This window comes from Algoriphagus machipongonensis (assembly GCF_000166275.1).
GTDB classification, from domain to species: domain Bacteria; phylum Bacteroidota; class Bacteroidia; order Cytophagales; family Cyclobacteriaceae; genus Algoriphagus; species Algoriphagus machipongonensis.
In genome coordinates, this window is record NZ_CM001023.1 from 2,197,886 (window position 1) to 2,215,894 (window position 18,009).

10 protein-coding genes are annotated in these 18,009 nt (G+C 37.7%); 4 read left to right on the forward strand and 6 right to left on the reverse strand.

Annotated elements, in window-relative coordinates:
- Positions 1-206: 206 nt before the first annotated feature.
- Complete coding sequence (locus ALPR1_RS09240; RefSeq protein ID WP_008200167.1) at positions 207-2,003, forward strand: glycoside hydrolase family 9 protein; 1,797 nt, start codon at positions 207-209, stop codon at positions 2,001-2,003.
- A gap of 70 nt (positions 2,004-2,073) precedes the next feature.
- A complete protein-coding gene (locus ALPR1_RS09245) occupies positions 2,074-2,604 on the forward strand; it encodes a PH domain-containing protein (RefSeq protein ID WP_008200168.1) in 531 nt (176 codons plus the stop codon).
- Between the two features lie 3 nt (positions 2,605-2,607).
- Here the strand turns inward: ALPR1_RS09245 and ALPR1_RS09250 are convergent, their stop codons facing one another.
- The 4 genes from ALPR1_RS09250 to ALPR1_RS09265 all read right to left on the reverse strand — a co-directional run bounded on the left by ALPR1_RS09250 (position 2,608) and on the right by ALPR1_RS09265 (position 8,141).
- On the reverse strand, positions 2,608-3,429 hold the full coding sequence (locus ALPR1_RS09250) for a PAS domain-containing protein (RefSeq protein ID WP_008200169.1): 822 nt from the start codon (positions 3,427-3,429) through the stop codon (positions 2,608-2,610).
- A 90-nt stretch (positions 3,430-3,519) separates the two neighbouring features.
- On the reverse strand, positions 3,520-6,294 hold the full coding sequence (locus ALPR1_RS09255; protein WP_008200170.1) for a glycosyl hydrolase: 2,775 nt from the start codon (positions 6,292-6,294) through the stop codon (positions 3,520-3,522).
- Positions 6,295-6,305: 11 nt separating this feature from the next.
- Complete coding sequence (rhaM, locus tag ALPR1_RS09260; RefSeq protein WP_008200171.1) at positions 6,306-6,620, reverse strand: L-rhamnose mutarotase; 315 nt, start codon at positions 6,618-6,620, stop codon at positions 6,306-6,308.
- A 3-nt stretch (positions 6,621-6,623) separates the two neighbouring features.
- The gene (locus tag ALPR1_RS09265; RefSeq protein ID WP_008200172.1) at positions 6,624-8,141 is read right to left on the reverse strand and encodes a rhamnogalacturonan acetylesterase; all 1,518 of its coding nucleotides are present in this window, start codon (positions 8,139-8,141) and stop codon (positions 6,624-6,626) included.
- Between the two features lie 219 nt (positions 8,142-8,360).
- Here ALPR1_RS09265 and ALPR1_RS09270 point away from each other — a divergent pair, with 219 nt between their 5' ends.
- Positions 8,361-11,087 (forward strand): VPS10 domain-containing protein, encoded by a 2,727-nt coding sequence (locus ALPR1_RS09270; RefSeq protein ID WP_008200173.1) that lies wholly within the window; start codon positions 8,361-8,363, stop codon positions 11,085-11,087.
- A gap of 91 nt (positions 11,088-11,178) precedes the next feature.
- On the opposite strand, the gene ALPR1_RS09275 is transcribed toward ALPR1_RS09270, so the two are convergent.
- On the reverse strand, positions 11,179-12,576 hold the full coding sequence (locus ALPR1_RS09275; RefSeq protein WP_008200174.1) for a sulfatase family protein: 1,398 nt from the start codon (positions 12,574-12,576) through the stop codon (positions 11,179-11,181).
- 391 nt (positions 12,577-12,967) lie between these two features.
- Between ALPR1_RS09275 and ALPR1_RS09285 the strand changes: the two genes are divergently transcribed.
- Positions 12,968-17,278: a PAS domain S-box protein gene (locus ALPR1_RS09285; RefSeq protein ID WP_008200175.1), complete on the forward strand. Its 4,311-nt coding sequence runs from the start codon at positions 12,968-12,970 to the stop codon at positions 17,276-17,278.
- A 19-nt stretch (positions 17,279-17,297) separates the two neighbouring features.
- Here ALPR1_RS09285 and ALPR1_RS09290 read toward each other — a convergent pair whose 3' ends face one another.
- Complete coding sequence (locus tag ALPR1_RS09290) at positions 17,298-18,008, reverse strand: LytR/AlgR family response regulator transcription factor (RefSeq protein ID WP_008200176.1); 711 nt, start codon at positions 18,006-18,008, stop codon at positions 17,298-17,300.
- Between the last annotated feature and the right edge of the window lies 1 nt (position 18,009).

Sequence of the window (18,009 nt, forward strand, 5' to 3'; positions counted from 1 at the left end):
TCGCCGTAATGGTTTCTTGAAACGAGATAGCTAGAGACCTTTCTTAATTTAACTGTGATCAGGAAATCGGGTAGGGGGATAATTTGGAGTAAAGATGTTATTATTAGTTAAAATGATTTTTTAAGAGATTTCTTAATTATATTTTCTATTCTGTTTTCCAATTTAATTAAGCTTTAAACCACCCCTTTCGTTTTTTTGATCAATAAATGGTAAACTACTCAAACATTACTTCCAATATAGCAGGTCTTGTACTTTTAGTATTTCTATGTGTTCAGGGCTCTTTTGCCCAATCCCAAATGGAAATCAGAGTAAATCTTGCCGGATATCCCAAGGAAATGCCAAAGACGGGGTTAATTCTTAGTAAAGTGGAACTGGGTAATCCTAAATTGTCTTTGAAGACGGAATCAGGTCTTTTGGTAAAAGAACTTACAGGAAGTAAAACTGAGGCTTCCTGGGAACCATTTCCATTTTCTTATTCTATCGACTTTTCTGAGGTGAAGGATTTGGGAGCGTATTATTTAGAATTGGAAAACGCCGAATTAAAAAGTCCAATTTTCAATATAGGTGCTTATCCTGCCTGGCAAGAAGATGTCGTTTCATTTATAAGAACGCAGCGTTGTGGTTTTAATCCTTTGACGGAAAAAGAATGTCATCAGATGGATGGTCTCAGCTTCTTTGGCCTCTTTCCAGATTCTACCAAAGTGGATGCAAGAGGTGGTTGGCATGATGCAGGGGATCAATTGAAATATTTGATCACAAGTAGCAATACTGCTGCAAGATTATTGATGACCTTTCAAATGAATCCTGAAAAATTCATGGACCATGTGGATGATAGAGGCTTGGAAGGATCCAATGGACTTCCTGATATTCTTGATGAGGCCAAATGGGGGCTTGAATGGATTTTGAAATTACATCCTGGCCCTAATGAGCTTTTTCATCAGGTTGCCGATGACAGGGATCATAGAGGATTCAAATTACCACATGAGGATAATGCAGACTATGGCTGGGGAGCAAATAATTTCCGACCCGTTTATTTTGCTACAGGGAAACCCCAAGGGCTCTCTGAGTATAAAAGTGAAGCTACGGGAATAGGAAATCTTGCTGGACGTTCCGCAGCTACTTTGGCACTAGGATATCAGGTGTTTATCAGTTTTGAAGGCTATCAATCTTTTGCGCAAGAATGTTTGAAGGCAGCCATGGAACTGTACAAAATGGGAAAAGAGAAAGAAGGATTTCAGCAGGGGAATAGCTTTAGTGCTCCCTATCGGTATGAAGAAAATACTTGGGCCGATGATATGGAGTGGGCTGCTGCTGAGCTTTTTAAGATTACGAAGGAAAAATTCTTATTAGAAGATGCTCGCCGCTATGCATCCATCATCAAAGAATGGTCTTGGATGGAAAGAGATTCTGCCAATCATTATGAAATGTACCCTTATGTCAACATGGGGCATTATGCGCTTTGGCAAGTGGGAAAAGAGGAGGATAAAAAATTAATGATTGAATATTTTGAGCATAACCTAGATAGAATTCAAGAACGATCCAAAAGCAATCCTTATGGTGTTGGACATTTGTTTATCTGGTGTTCAAATAATTTAGCAGCAGCTGTCTCAACTCAAGCCATGTTATATGAGGAAATGACGGGCTCAAAAAAATATAGACCTCTTCTGATTGATCATATGAATTGGTTGCTTGGTTTGAATCCTTGGGGAACTAGTATGATTACTGGACTTCCCGAAAATGCTGATTTTCCGGTAGACGTTCATATGCCGTTTTGGAAGCTTTTGAATATTTCTGTCAAAGGAAGTTTAGTCGATGGACCACTTTGGTCTTCAATTCATGATCAAATGTTGGGAATTGAAATTTCGGAAGAAGATGAGTATGATCATTTGCAACCAGATCATGTCAAATACATGGATGATTGGAAGGATTATAGTACCAATGAGCCCACATTGGATGGCTCAGCTGAATTATTGATGATTCTTACCTTTTTAAATAATGAATAGTCAATATTGTTAAAATGAGTTTTCAATGGGATTCCCCTTGACTCCTTAGAATTTCATATTATTTTAAGATATGGATTATAAGGCATCATTAGATTTTTTAGCAAAAGCAATTACGCTAGGGGTCATTGCGCTGTTTGCTTACATTGGATATAGAAGTTATAATTCAATTGAAGCCGCTAGCGGGGATCAAACCACCCTATTTATTAATATTGGAGTTCTTGTTCTTTTAATTGGAATACTAATCGGAACATGGGTTTTTGCTCCCAGACGCTATACGATTGGTGAAGGGAAATTGACCATACATCGACTCATGGATAAGGTGGAAATTTCTCTTTCCGATATTAAATCAATGAGGGTTTTAAATGAGGAAGAAACAAAAGGCACCATTCGAACTTTTGGGGTTGGAGGGCTTTTTGGGTATTACGGTAGGTTTTACATTCCAGGAATCGGTAAAGTTACCTTTTATGCCACACAGCGAAAAAATAAGGTTCTTTTAGTGACTAAATCAGAGAAGCAGATAATAATCACACCAGATGATTTAGGGTTATTTCAACAACTTGAAAGAAGAATTCCAGATGCATCTTCAACAATAACTGATTGAGTATTACCTGTTCTGAGTACCCATTTTTTTATTTAACTCTCTGAGCGCCTCATCTAACTCATTTCCTGATATATGTAGGTTTTTTAAAAGCTCCTCTTTTTCATCTTCATCCAATTCATAGTTTTGGATGAGGTCAGTAATCCCTAAAATCCTTGTTAAGGGTGCCCTAACTAAATGTGATTGCTCTGAGGCTAATTCCCGGAGTGTTTCATTTTGAGACTCTAACCTTTTAAGGAACTCCATTTGCTCCGTAATATCTTCAAAGGCAGCGATATAGATTATTTCATTTGTTACTTCACTGTATCCTCTAATTCCGTAAACCTTGAAGCATGAAATATCCCCTTCTTTACCTTTGACATATTTAATCAGTGAAAACCCCTTGTTCTTATGTAAATGGGTTATTTCGTCAAACTCTATCTGTTCTTTTTCCTTGAATTCTTCAGGAGTTAAATCCGTGATATGGAGCTTTTTTAATTCACTTTCAGAAAATTTTGTGATGGTAGAAATGTTCTCACTCACATAGATGATTTTTCCTTCCTCATTTAATTTCATTAAACCTAAATTGGGATTGGAAAAGAGAAGTTGTATTTCTTGATTCCTATTGTTGACCTGACTATAAAGGTTTTTAATCAAAAGGTATAGAAGATAGCTAGTAAGACAGACATAAAATATCCCCTTTATTAGTTGGTACTGGGACATTTCCCTGACACTCTCACTCAATAATAAATCACCAATTTTATCACTAAAAATTATCCACATTACGCCAATCACCAGGTATAATACACTGATCTTCCAAGGTTTATTGACTTTGGGGAAATTTGACATTTAAAAGCTTTAATATTAAATGAAAGATAAACTTAGTGAATATTTTTATTTGGAATACCTACTAAAGGAGATCTTGGCAAAAAGCCATTTTTAAAATTCTAAGATTTTTACTTTTCCTCCGATTCCTGAAGGCATTGTCTTCCAGTTACTTGCGTCAAAAGGTTTATAGTCGATGTTGACAAAATTGATTTCATGGTAATTTCTCCATTCAATATGATTCCGGTCCAGGTATCGAATGCTATTTGCCATTAAATTGGCTACTTCAATCTGCATAGTATTTTGTCCATCCTTTAGATGCGCTGAGATATCCAGTTGGTAGGGGATGCTCCAGATCCCACCTGCATATTCTCCATTGATTTTGATTTTGGCAGATTCATAGACTTGATCTATGGTTAATAAATAACTCTTTCCTTCTGTTTTATCAAAATCAAAAGTAGTAGAATAGGTGGCTTGTCCAGAAAAATTGTCTGCGGCTACATTTCCTCGGTCTGTCCAAGGTGAAATCACATCCATTTGCATAGGTGCTGGAAGTTCAGGCTGACCATTTTCAAATTCTAATTTCCAGTTTTCTGATAGGTCATAAGTTCCTTGGATTTCACTGTAATCAGGCCATTCTTCTAATTGAGTGCTTACATCCTTTTCCAATAGTTTTAAGAAAATGGATTCACCTGATTTCATATATAAATCAATAGATGTTTGACCTGCAGATAATACAGAGTTTAAAACTCCAGTTTTGCCCGTCAATGGATCCATTAGAATGACTGTCTCTGCTTCATTTGCCAGATTAATCCGCTGGTTAACGGTATTTGCACTGTGATTTGCGATAAAATAATAGGTCTCGTTTACTGTTTTTCTTCTAATAAAATCTAACCCAGCGTCAACTAGTTGTTCACGGTTTATTCCCTGTTTAATCAGAGTTTCTGAGATTTTATCACTTAAAGTAATGTTTCCTTTTCCTTGTTGAGAAACGCCATTTTGAAAGTTTAGTGATGCCCAAAGTTGATCAAATGAGCTTTGCAAAGCTCCTTGATTCTGATGTATCCCAGGAATGGATTTTGGTTTGCTCTGGAAAATTACTTTTGCCCCATTCTGGGCCAATTGAATTATTTTTTCTAAAGTGCTCATAGGCATAAACTCCGTTTCCGGGATAATCAACACTTTGGCTTGATTGTTTTTTGAAGTTTGAATATTTCCCTGAACTGCTTTCGAAGAGGCGATCATTTCATCTGAGATAAAATCAAGGGAATAGCCAGCCTCCATCAGACTGCTAGAAAGCTGGTAAAATTCGGTGGAATGTAGCCATTCGTCTACCGCATGAACCGTGATCATTTCCATTTTTCCTTTTGGCTCTGCCCAAACATCATAGACTGGCCAATAAACCAATAGCTCGTTGTCAGGATTTCCGGCTTGAAGTATGGATTGAGATCTTGTGATAAACTGATTGAACTCATTAAAATGAGGCCAAAGGCTGTTATTCTGAGTTAGGTTTAAAGAGGCATAAAATAACCAACCTGGATAAGAAACATCTGAAGGACTGTAGGTCACCCCATGGTAAAATATATGGTTTACACCCGCTAAGAAGGCTTGTTCAACTTCCGGTTTCATTTGAGAATAGGAAGATTTAAAATGCTCACCTAACCAGGTAAAGGTTTCTGAGGAGGTTAAATTCTTACTTTTAATATGTGCCGCAGAGGAGGCAAATTTGAGCATGATTGGATCAGGATCAACATTTCTGATATCAGCACTGTCTCTTCTTAGTCCGGGGATCGGAAAGTAACTGGAGCCAAAAGTTTCGCATTCCGGGATGTCAACAGCCCCGTACAAATCCAATAAATTACCGGGAGATCCATGGGCTTGGTTTTTGGTAAGTTTTGATTGACTATGTGCCCAAGAAGTCCAATTCCTTGTGAAATTAGAGATCAATAAATCATTGATGGTTTCTCGATAGTCCGATTTAACTCTTCGAACCATTTCACTATTTTCTTCACTTTCTAAATAGGGTAAGTATTGCTTGAGGTCATAGCCTCTAAGTCTTTCAAAATCTTCGAAAAAAGTGGCTGTAAAATCTGCCCCATATACTTCAAAACTATCATTGTAAAATGCCCGGATATCAAAATCCTTCGAAGCCATTTTCTCTTCAAAATACTGATTATAAGCATCTACTGCAGATTTGCTGAAATGGTCAAGGGTAAAACCTACACCACCGGGAGCTGCTCTTTTGACCATCTGACCCGTTTTGTCCAAAAAAATTGCCTTTAAATCCCAATCTCCATCTGCTTCCCAATTTAAATTTCCCTGAGCATCAAGATACTCTGTGAGTTCTATTGCAGCTCCACTGTCATTATATCCCATAACCGCAATCAGTTCGGCCATGGGCTGTCTTTCACTTTTTCTTTGGAATAGGATAGGGGAATTCAATTTTCCTCCTGCTTTTAGGGAATAGTCCTGAATAATCATTCTGCTGGCAGCTTCATTCCTTCCTACTTGCGGCCCACCATATGGCCAACCCGTACCCTGGGTCATGTCAACCCCCATTCCAAGATCTTTTGCTTTGTTGATAGTGAAATCAAGCATGTCTAGCCAATCATCAGAAAGGAAATCCAGATACCTATCTTCATATCCTTTTGCTCCATAAATAGGAGCAATCTCCACACCTCCCAAACCTGATTCTTGATAATTCGTCAGTAAGCTGGAAAGATTGGTTTCATCCACAGCATTTCCCATCCACCACCATCGGGTCCATGGCTTGGCAGTTTGTGTGATTTCTGGCCAGTCTTCAGGTTTTTTTACTTCCTCTTTATCTGGAGTCAATGGCCAAAATATAAAGAGAGATAATACAAATAGGAAAATGGTTTTTAAGGGCATTGTGGGTTCAATTAGAGGTTAAATACTTTTTCCAATGGAATAGTCACAGGTGAATTGTCTGGATTGGTTTCCATGATATCTGCCATATAGCTCCACCATTTTTGTACAATTATATGGTCTCCTAAATCCTGTGAGTTAGACTCTCCATCGATTACCTGAAAGGCAAAAAGATTGGAAGTTTCCCTGTCCAAAAATATCTGATAATCAATGATTCCCGTGTCTTTAAGTAAAGCAACTAATTCAGGCCATATTTCGCTGTGCCTTCTTTCGTATTCCTCCTCAAATCCAGGAATTAGTCTCATTCTAAAAGCAAGAGTTCGTTTCATGATTTAGTTTTTCAAGAAAGACTTTAAGTCAATTGAGTTGATGTTTTCGATAGCTTCAGCAACTATTTCAGCATTGAGAATTGCTCCGTCTTTGATGGTATGTGTATGATCAGATTTATTAAATAAATTTTCTCTCACATATTTTTCTCCCAAGCGGTCATATTCATCAGCAACGAGTTTATTTAAATCTATAAAGGGAGTATTGGTGTCTTGTGCGACTTGTTTTGCCCATAATGCATAATCTTCATCTGCTCGGTTCACTTTCCCATCTTCCCAATTATTCCTAGGAATCAAAGAACAAACAATCGGTGTGGCTCCTTTGTCTTTTGCCTCATAAATCATCTGCCTGAGATATTGCCCATAGGAATATACAGTTTCTTGCTTTTGAGTGATTGGATTATAAATATGTTCCGCTTCTAAACCGGAACTTTTAATCGTACCTCGGGCTCTTAGAGTATCAGCAAGCGGGCTTGCATCATTATGGCCAAATTGCATGATTAAATAATCCCCAGGCTCTAATTTTTCCAATACTTTCTCCCAGAGTCCATAGGTTTGAAAAGTTCTGCTACTGGTGCCGCCTAATGCATGATTTTGGACTTTTATCTTTTCTTCGTCAAAATAAGGAGCTAAGAAATCTCCCCAGCCCCAAAGTCCACCTGCGCCATCTCCTTGCCCATTCTTAACTGTAGAGTCTCCAATTAGAAATAGGGTAGGCATATCTTTTTGTAGGTAATCCTTCAGTTTAACGTTTTCTAAAGAGCGAATTCCCTCAGTGACATAAAATGCATTGATTCTTGCTCCGGCTTCATTGGTATGGGTATGATCTCGTTCGAAAAGACCCTTGACAACTGCGGGTCCCCATTGATCATATTGATCCCCAATGATATTATTCAGGTCAATAAATGGAACACCGTGTCTGCGGGCTGCGGCCCTTGCCCATTTACCAAAATCCTGATCTGCTCTTTCCACATCACCATCTTGGAATTTATTTCTAGGAATCATGGAGGCGACAATAGGGGTAGCGCCTTTGGCAATAGTCTCTGTGATAAATTTTTCAAGGTACCAACCATAGGTATGTACTGTTTCTTTTGTTCCATCAGGCCAGGTCAATTCCTTAGTTTCATCACCCATGCCTCTCAAAACTCCTCTATAGCCAGCTTTGGTCGTGTCAGGTTCAGAACCTTCATTGTGACCAAACTGCATCATTACAAAATCTCCGGGTTTTAATGTTTCCAAAACACGTTCCCAGCGACCTTCCTTAATAAAAGTTCGTGTACTTCTGCCTGCCATAGCCTGATTACTAACTTCTAGCTTTGTACTATCAAAGAAGTCTTGCAATACATTTCCCCATCCGAGTTGGAGATTTCCTTCTCCACCATTTCTGACGGTAGAGTCACCAATTAGGTATAGAGTTGTTTTTCCCTCTTCTTTTTCCTGAAAAGCAAAAAGGCTTAAAAATAAGAAAGAGAAGAATAATAGGTAGTGGGGCTTATTGAGAGAATATGAGCTGTTCTTTTTCATCAAATGTTTGAAAATCTTTTAAATTCTAAGTTAAGAAAAGATTTATTGAACACTTAAATAAGCTAAATATTCAGCTTGATAGAATAGTATAAAAGTAAAAAACAATCAGAATCTGTATTGAAAGTACGTTTTCAAAGCGCCTTTTTACCGATTGACATTTTGGAGCTTTGTACCCGCTTTTTTTTATTTAATTTAACTGGCACAACCTTAAAGAAAAAGATGAACAAAATTAAAAGAGCCTTAAAAAACATGGCAGCACTCACCACGCTGCTTCTGGTAGGTAATCTATCAGATACCTTAGCGCAGAAAATCCCCGACCAAGTGGTGGAATCTGTCAAATTCAGGGAAATTGGCCCTACACGTCAGGGTGGTCGATATGTTGAATTTGCTGTTGTGGCTAGTTCCACTAAAGTTATTTATGCAGCTACTGCCTCTGGTGGTTTATGGAAATCTACCAACAATGGGCAGTCTTGGGAGCCTATTTTTGATCATGAATCTGTGATATCCCTAGGATCGGTTGCTGTAGATCAGAGCAATCCTTCAGTAGTATGGTTAGGATCAGGAGAGGCAAATAATTCCAGAAGTTCTTATTGGGGAGATGGAATCTATAAATCTACGGATGAAGGTAAAACCTGGAAAAATATGGGATTACCAGAGTCTCATCACATTGGAAGAATTGTGATCGATCCTAGAGATTCGGATGTAGTTTATGTTGCTGCTTTGGGGCATTTGTACTCAGAAAACCCAGAGAGAGGTTTATATAAAACCACTGATGGTGGACAATCCTGGGATAAAGTTCTAGAGATTCAGAGAGAAGATGGGAAGTATATAGGTGTAGTAGACGTGATTATGAGTCCTGAGGATCCAAACACTTTAATCGCTGCAGCTTATGATAAAATCCGTAGACCTTGGACCTTCAATGAAGGTGGAGAAGGAAGTGGGATTTATAAATCCACGGATGCTGGAAAGACTTGGGAGAAATTAGAAAATGGTTTGCCTGGAGGATTTTTAGGAAGAATTGGAGTGGCTTATGCTCCAAGTAATCCTAATGTAGTTTATGCAAATATTGAAAATGTAAATGTAGATGGAATCTCAGATGAGGAGAGAAGAAAGATGCTTGAAATTGGCCTTCCTTTAGGAGAAGGTCAGGAAACCGAAGGAACAGAAATGTATCGTTCGGATGATGGGGGAGAAAACTGGAGAAAAATTAGTCCAGAAGGAGAAGATGTAGGAGGATACCCTTCTTACTATTATCAGCAAGTTATCGTGGATCCAAATGATGAAGACCATGTTTATGTATTAGGAATTCGCGTATGGGAAACCAAAGATGGTGGAGAAACTTGGGGAATGCCTTTCCGTTTTGGAGGAGATAACCATGCGATGTGGATAGATCCTGCTGATTCTGAGCATATGCTTTTAGGCTATGATCACGGCATGGGGATTACCTATGATGCAGGTAAGACTTGGTACCATCCTGATGAGTTGCCTTTGGCACAATTCTATGCGGTGGATGTCGATATGGCCTATCCATACAATGTTTATGGTGGTCTTCAGGATAATGGTTCTGTAAGAGGACCAAGCACCACAAAAGATGGAAGTCCAATTCCATTTGAAGCTTGGCAACGAGTAGGTGGTGGAGACGGTATGTACAATGTCGTAGACAGATCAAATAACCGTTATCTATACAATGAGTCGCAGTTTGGACCCATCCAACGATTGGATTTGAAAACTGGAGAAAGTAAAAGCATCAGGTATTCCGGTGCCAGAGATATGAGATGGAATTGGAATTCGCCAATTGTAGTTTCTCAGCATAATACGGATGTGATTTATCATGCGGGAAATAAAGTATTGAAATCAACTTTTAGAGGTGAAAACTGGGAGGAAATCAGTCCAGACCTTTCCAAAGATGATTCAGTAAAAGCCTTGGGAACTGGTAATATCCAGTATGGAACGATTACAACATTGGAGGAATCTCCATTGAATCCACAGGAGCTTTGGGCGGGTACAGATGATGGAAATCTTCAAGTTACTAAGGACGGTGGTAAGACTTGGACTTTATTAAATGATAAGGTTCCAAACAACCCTGAGTATTGGGTGACAAGAGTAGAGGCTTCTGCTCATTTCCCTGGTACAGCCTATGTTGCTTATAATGGAATGCGCAGAGACGATTTCACTTCCTATTTATATAAAACAACTGATTGGGGAGAAACCTGGACTTCTATAGCTGAGGGGATTCCTGCAGCAGGTGTTAATGTAATTCGTGAGGATCATACGAATCCAAATCTATTATTTGTTGGAACCGAACTTGGTACTTATGCAAGTATTGACGGAGGTGAAAATTGGAGTACGTTCATGACAGGAATGCCAAGCAATCCGGCTTATGACATGGTGATTCACCCAAGAGAAAATGAATTGGTTGTGGCTACACACGGAAGAGGGATTTTTATCGCTGATATTGTTCCGCTTCAAGGATTGAGTTCATCTACTTTGGATTCTGATTTAACTTTATTTGATATCAAGCCAGCCGTTCAATATGTGGAAGGTTTAAGCAATGTTACTGCCTTTACGAACTTTGATGGGGAAAGTAGAGCGCCGGGAACGCATGTTCATTTCTATGCAAAAAATGCTGGAAAAGCTACCGTCAAGATTTACAAAGGAGCCAAAGAGATTCTAAGCAAATCTGTCAATGCTAAAGCGGGAGTAAATACTTTCAACTGGGAGTTTGAGGAAATTACCGGAGAGAGATCTCAAAAGCAATTGGATCAGACTGCTGAACGCTTTAGAAGCTTCGGAATGGAAGAGGAAGATATTGAAAGAAGGTTGGAAAGCATGAAATACATCACTAGAACTGTTGGTCCTGGTACCTACAAAGTGGTAGTGGAATTGAATGGAAAATCTGCAAGCAAAGAAGCAGTTGTCATGCAAGACTACTGGAATGGTAATTAATTCCAAATGAATAGCAAAAACCTGATCTGTGAATTACAGGTCAGGTTTTTTTATGCCCATTTTTTAGTACAAAGTAGGTGGTGTTTGGTTATTAATTTTCAATCCGTTTTTCTAGCTGTGTGGCACCTAGGGTTAAATTTTCCTGATGTTCAGCTACCAAGGTTTTAATATCATTGATGATTTCATCATTTCCTACGGCTATATCAAATCTCTCATAAGGATCATGTGCTAAATTGAAGAGTTTTAGACTATCTAGTTTTTCCACTTTTGCAGGGTATCCCATGGGGTTGTTTTTATAGAAATAAAGCTTAAAATCCCCTTTTCTTACAGCAAATAAGCGGTCTCCATGGTAGTAAAACATTTCCTCTCTCGGACTTTTGTTTTCACCTCTTAGAACAGGACTTAAGTCGTATCCATCATATATTCTATCATTGGGGATTTCTGTGCCAGAAAGACTGGAAATTGTGGGTAATAAGTCTAAAGTGCTTCCGATTTTGGATACCACTTGTGGTTTGATATTGCCAGGTCCCCAAATGATGGTAGGTACTCTCACACCCCCTTCATAACTGGTCCCTTTTCCCCCAAACAGGCCTCCGCTGCTTCCTCCTTGCTCATTATAAACTAACCAAGGACCGTTATCAGATGTGAAAATGACATAGGTGTTTTTATCTATTCCTTCAGATTTCAATGTGGAAAGAATTTGTCCTACACTCCAATCTATTTCTTCAATCACATCCCCATATAAGCCTCTTTCACTTTTGGTCAAAAAATCTTCACTGGCAAAAAGTGGAATGTGTGGAAGAGAATGAGCTAAATAAATAAAGAAGGGTTGATCTTTATTTGCCTTGATATAACTGACGGCCTCCTCAGTATACCGTTTTGTTATGGTAGTTTGGTCTGCAGGACGTTCTATTATTTCCTTATCCCTCATTAATGGAACATTAAAGTATTCGGGTTTTGGAGATGCGAAAGCTTCTTGAGCTGTGACATCATTTATTCGATCCATATCATTGCTATAGGGAATCCCAAAATAGGTGTCAAAGCCATGACTGGTAGGTAAGTATTCAGGTAAGTGTCCTAAATGCCATTTGCCTATAGCAGCAGTGGAATAACCTGATGTTTTTAGAAGTTTCGCAATGGTGTTTTCAGTTGCAGGAAGTCCACCTCCCGAATCAGGAAATAAAACTCTTCTTGTGTTGCTATACATCCCTGTTCTAACGGGAAGTCTTCCTGTCATGATAGCGGATCTGCTGGGTGTGCAAACATTTGCCGCCACATAAAAGTTGGTCCATTTTTGCCCTTCCATTGCCATCTGATCAAGGTTTGGTGTTTTTATCGTTGGATGGCCAAAAGTCCCAACATCACCATAGCCTTGGTCATCAGTGAAAATGATGATAAAATTAGGTTTTTGGCTTTGTGCCAATGAGTAATTTGCAATCAATAGAAAGGTAAATAGGAATAATGTACTGCGGACTAGGAATGTTTTCATGGGCATTTTGGGTAGGTGTGATTTGATTTAAAAAGGTTAAACAAAAATAGAATTTCTGATCTTTCTTTTCCTTTTATGAATCTTTGAAAAAGGAATCATTCAATTGGAAATTACTAATCTTTAAACAAAAAAATGCTTGAGATATTCAATAATTGAAAAATGTAAAAAATTAGTGCAAAATAATCTGTTTAAATTCCATTGTTGAAATACTTATTCTTGTATTTCAACTTGTGTAAATTTGTTTTGAAAAACAATGAGCTGTTTCATTAATAAATCCGAATCCTTTTTGGGGATTAGGTAGTTTTTTAATCTTGGTTTTGCATCATATTTTGCAAGGTAAACTGCATAGAAATCGCTTCGCTTTGACTTGATTAGCAAAAAATAATTTTTGATGAGTAACAAATCTTCCTCTAAAAGTAAATCTGAAACCAATAATTTTCAGGCTGATAATGATTCTGAAATTGATGGGATTGTAAAGCTATCAAGCATCGTTTCAGGTTGGAGTAATTCTGCGTTCTATTTGAGTAAAGCAGGTACCCCTATTTTGAGGTCAACTATTGGGAAATCAGATGTTTATTCAGAAGATTTTTTACAGAAGATTTTCAAAGAAATAGAAGTTCGAGATCATCTATTGCTGACTACCGATGATTCCCAGATATCCTTGCCTGAAGGAGTTTCGGTTTTAGCCGCTTTCCCCATAATTGATAAAACGGGAGTATTTCAAGGGACGCTTATTGTCAATAACCCAAATAAAGTGGGTTTAAATGATGATCAAATCTTAGGCTTAAAGATTTTGGCCGGTGGTTTATCTAGTTTGATGGAAGACAGAAAGAAGAATATGGAGCTTCGCCATTTTGAAAAAATGTTCCAGCTTTCTTCAGATCTTGTTTGCTTGGCTAGTGTTGATGGTTATTTCAAAAAGTTAAGTCCCTCTGTTGAAAAACTATTGGGATGGGGAGAAGATGTTTTATTGGGTAAATCCTTTTTGGAATTGATTCATGAGGAAGATAAAGAGAGTAGTAAAAAGGAGCTGGAAAAATTAGGGCAAGGAATTCCGACCATAAATTTCATTAACCGTTTTTTAAAGAAGGATGGCGGATATATAACTATTCAATGGACAGCATCTCCAGAACCAGAGACCCAAAGCGTATTTGCTATTGGTAGGGATATTACTTTGGAGAAGAATAGGGAGTTAATGCTTATTGAAAGTGAGCAAAAACTCAGGGCATTTTTCGAAAATTCCCAAGGATTGATGTGTACGCATGATTTGGATGGGAAATTCTTGTCTGTTAACTCTTCTGGCGCAGGAATTCTAGGGTATAAACCTGAAGAAATTATGTCAAAAACCTTATTTGACATTGTCCCAGAATACAAGCATCATGAAATTCAAGGTTATCTAGCTCAAATAAAAAAGGAGGGAAAAGCAGCTGGTCAAATGCTGACCCTCCATAGAGATGGGACTAAAAAAACTTGGTTGTTTAATAATGTTTTGCAGAAGAACGATCTGGATGGGAGCTATTATGTGATTGGAAATGCTATAGACATCACTAGAAGGGCAAGACTGGAAAAGGATTTAAAAGAGACAAAAGAAATACTCGAGGAAACAGGCAAATTAGCAAGAGTTGGTGGCTGGACATTAGATCCAATACAGCAAAAAATTTCCTGGAGCCCTATGACAAGAGCGATTCACGAAGTTGATGATGATTTTGTTCCGGAATTAGAAACTGGGATAAATTTTTATAAAGAAGGAGAAAGCAGGGAAAAGATTACTGAGGCTATTGAACAGGCAATGACCTATGGAACTCCATGGGACTTGGACTTACAGTTAGTCACTCAAAAGGGAAATGAGATTTGGGTAAGAGCTATCGGGAATGTTGATTTTAATGATGGAGTTTGTACCAGATTGTTTGGAACTTTTCAGGATATAAATAAAGAAAAGACGGCTGAACTAGAAGCTGCTAGAAATAGAAAATTACTGGATGAAGTATTTAAAGCGGCATCTGAGGTAAGTATTATTGCCACAAACCTTGAAGGAACTATTACAGTTTTCAATGAGGGGGCTGAGAAAATGCTCGGCTATAAAGCTGAGGAATTGATAGGGAAGAAAACTCCTGTGATATTCCATTTGGAGGAAGAAGTTATTGCTCATGCCAAGGATGTTTCTCAGGACTTTGGATATAAAATTGAAGGATTTCAATCATTCGTTGCAAGGGCTAATCGAGATGGTTCAGAGAAAATTGATTGGACCTATGTAAGAAAAGATGGGGATACTCGATTAGTGTCTTTAGCAGTAACTCCTGTTAAAGATCATGATAATAAATCAATTGGTTATTTAGGTATAGCTATAGATCTTACGGAGAAGAGAAATATCGAAATAGATCTAGTCAATGAAAAAAGTAGACTTTCGGCCTTCGTAGAACATACTCCTGCTGCAGTAGCAATGTTAGACAAGGATATGTGCTACATCGCTGTGAGTAACAGGTGGGAAGAGGAGTATGAATATAAATCAGAGGAAGTTATTGGAAAGTCTCATTTTGATCTATTCAGTGAATTAATGAATGAGGAAAGAAGGGCTAATTATTATCAGGTTCTTCAAGGTGATTTTCTGATCAATAATGAGGAGAAGATTTTTTTTCCTGGAGAAATAGAGCCTCGATTTATTTCATGGGAAATGCGCCCTTGGTATTTATACAATGGAGAAATTGGGGGAATTATGGTGTTTACCCAAAATATCACCGCGCTTGTGGCTCAAAGGGAAGAACTGAAAGAAGCGAAAGAATCAGCAGAAGAAGCCAGTAAAGCAAAATCTGAGTTCTTGGCAAATATGAGCCATGAGATCAGGACCCCATTGAATGGAGTTATAGGTTTTACTGATTTGGTTTTAAAAACAAAACTGAATGAAACGCAACATCAGTATTTGTCGATAGTTCATCAATCTGCCAATCAATTGCTGAGCATTATCAATGATATTCTTGATTTCTCAAAAATCGAAGCTGGAAAGTTAGAATTAGATATTGATAAATGTGACCTATACGAGATGGCCTCTCAGGCAACTGATATCATCACTTATCAGATCCAGAATAAAGGCCTTGAGATGTTACTGAATATAGGGACAAACTTACCAAGGTTTATCTATGCGGATTCAGTAAGACTAAAACAGGTGTTGGTAAACCTTTTGGGTAATTCATCCAAGTTTACAGAAAAGGGAGAAATCGAGCTGAAAATTGAAAATCTGGAATCAGAAGGGAATTCAAATACATTTCGGTTCTCCGTTAGGGATACTGGAATAGGAATTAAACCTGAGAAGCAAAGCAAGATTTTTGAGGCATTTTCGCAAGAGGATAGCTCTACTACAAAGAAATATGGTGGAACAGGCCTTGGTCTAACTATAACCAATAAGCTATTAGGCTTAATGGACAGTAAACTTCAGTTAAAGTCTGAGGTAGGTAAAGGAAGTACATTTTTCTTTGATGTGACTTTTGAAACCGAACAAGGCGAGGAAATTGACTGGGTTGATGCAGGAGAGATCAAGAGGGTATTAATCGTTGATGATAATGATAATAATAGGTTGATTGTCAGGGAGATGTTGTTGTTAAAAAACATTCATGCTACTGAGGCAACCAATGGGTTTGAAGCTCTGCAGATCCTTACTAAAGAAGAGAAGTTTGATGTGATCCTGATGGATTACCACATGCCATTTATGGATGGAATAGAGACAATTCGGAAGATTCGGGAGATTTTTAAAGATAATATTGAAGACCTTCCAATTCTACTTTTGCACAGTTCGTCAGATGACCAGAAAATAATCCAGGCCTGTAAAGAATTAGATGTTAAGCATCGCTTAATTAAACCTTTAAAACTTCATGATTTTTACCATGCTCTTTCCAGGCTCCACCAAATAGAAGAAGGAAGTATGGAAGAGGCACTTCCAGAGGTAATTGATACTGAAAAAGAATATACTGTATTAATAGCTGAGGATAACTTGGTTAATATGCTTTTGGCGGAAACTATTATCAAAAAAATAGTCAAGAACCTCAATTTGATTCAAGCCAAAAATGGATTAGAAGCTTATGAGTTTTGTCAAAAGCAAGCTCCAGATATTATTTTCATGGATGTGCAAATGCCAGAAATGAATGGATATGAAGCCACAAAGAATATCAGGTTATTAAAATCTTGTGCCCATGTACCGATCATTGCTTTGACAGCAGGAAATGTGAAAGGGGAAAGAGAGAAGTGTCTGAGTGTTGGTATGGATGATTTTGTAGTGAAGCCGGTGGTGGAAGAAACTATCTCAGAGGTTTTTAAAAACTGGGTTTTGGTTTCGAAGGAAAATAGGGTAGAGGCGCCCCTTAAAGAAATGGAAGAGGATCTTTTACTACATTATAATAAGAAGAAATTAATAGCCTATACTGATGGAGATCCAAAAGTATTGGCCAACATACTGGAAATAGTTAAAAAGGAGTTAAAAGGATCTCTGGAAGACCTAGAAAGCGCCATAGGTGAAAATAACTTAAGTCAAATAAAAGAGATCGGACATAAGCTTTATGGAACAGCTGTTTCTTCAGGGATGGGGTTTTTAGCAAAAATGGCTTCAGATCTGGAACGAAGTAAAACTTTTGACTTAAGCGATATGGATAATAAGCTGGCAGAGGTCCGCGAAGAAATTCAAGTTGTATTGAAAATGGTGTCTGATCAAGCTTGAGTTGATTTACGAAAAAGTGTTAATCAATCAAATTGATTCTTTTCATCAAATCAGCTCGCTTGGATCTACTGATTGGGATAACACTTTTTTCAATTAAAATGGTATTATCCTGAATATCAATGATTTCATTGAGGTTTATGATATAAGAGCGGTGAACTTGAAAGAAAATATTAGAAGGTAGCTTTTCTAATATTTTAGATAAAGAAGTATGAACTCTAAAGCTTTCTTTTTTGGTGTTTATTTTAATGTAATCCCCTTCAGCTTCTACCAAAAGCACATCTTTTGAATTGATTTTGATTAACCTTTTGTCGATGTTGACATAAAAGTGATCTAAGGTTTTTTCCTGATGGGTAGAGGATGGTTTGTTTTTAGCTTCAGCTAATATTTTACCTGCTTTTAAAATTGATTTTTTGAACCTCTCCTGATCGATGGGCTTGTTCAAGAAATCTATTATTGCATCAAATTCAAAAGCTTTTAATGCGGATTCTTTATCTGAGGTAGTAATAATAATAAGTGGAGGGTTTTTAAGAGTCTGGATAAAATCAAAACCTGTGAAGTCAGGCATATGAATATCCAAAAATATTAAATCAACCTCCTCTTTATTCAAAAACCGAAAGGCATCCATGGCATTGGAAAAATTGGAGACCAAATTTAATTCGGGTTCTTTTTCACATAAAAAAGTTAGTATTTCCCGAGAAACACTTTCGTCATCGACGATAAGGCAATTCATA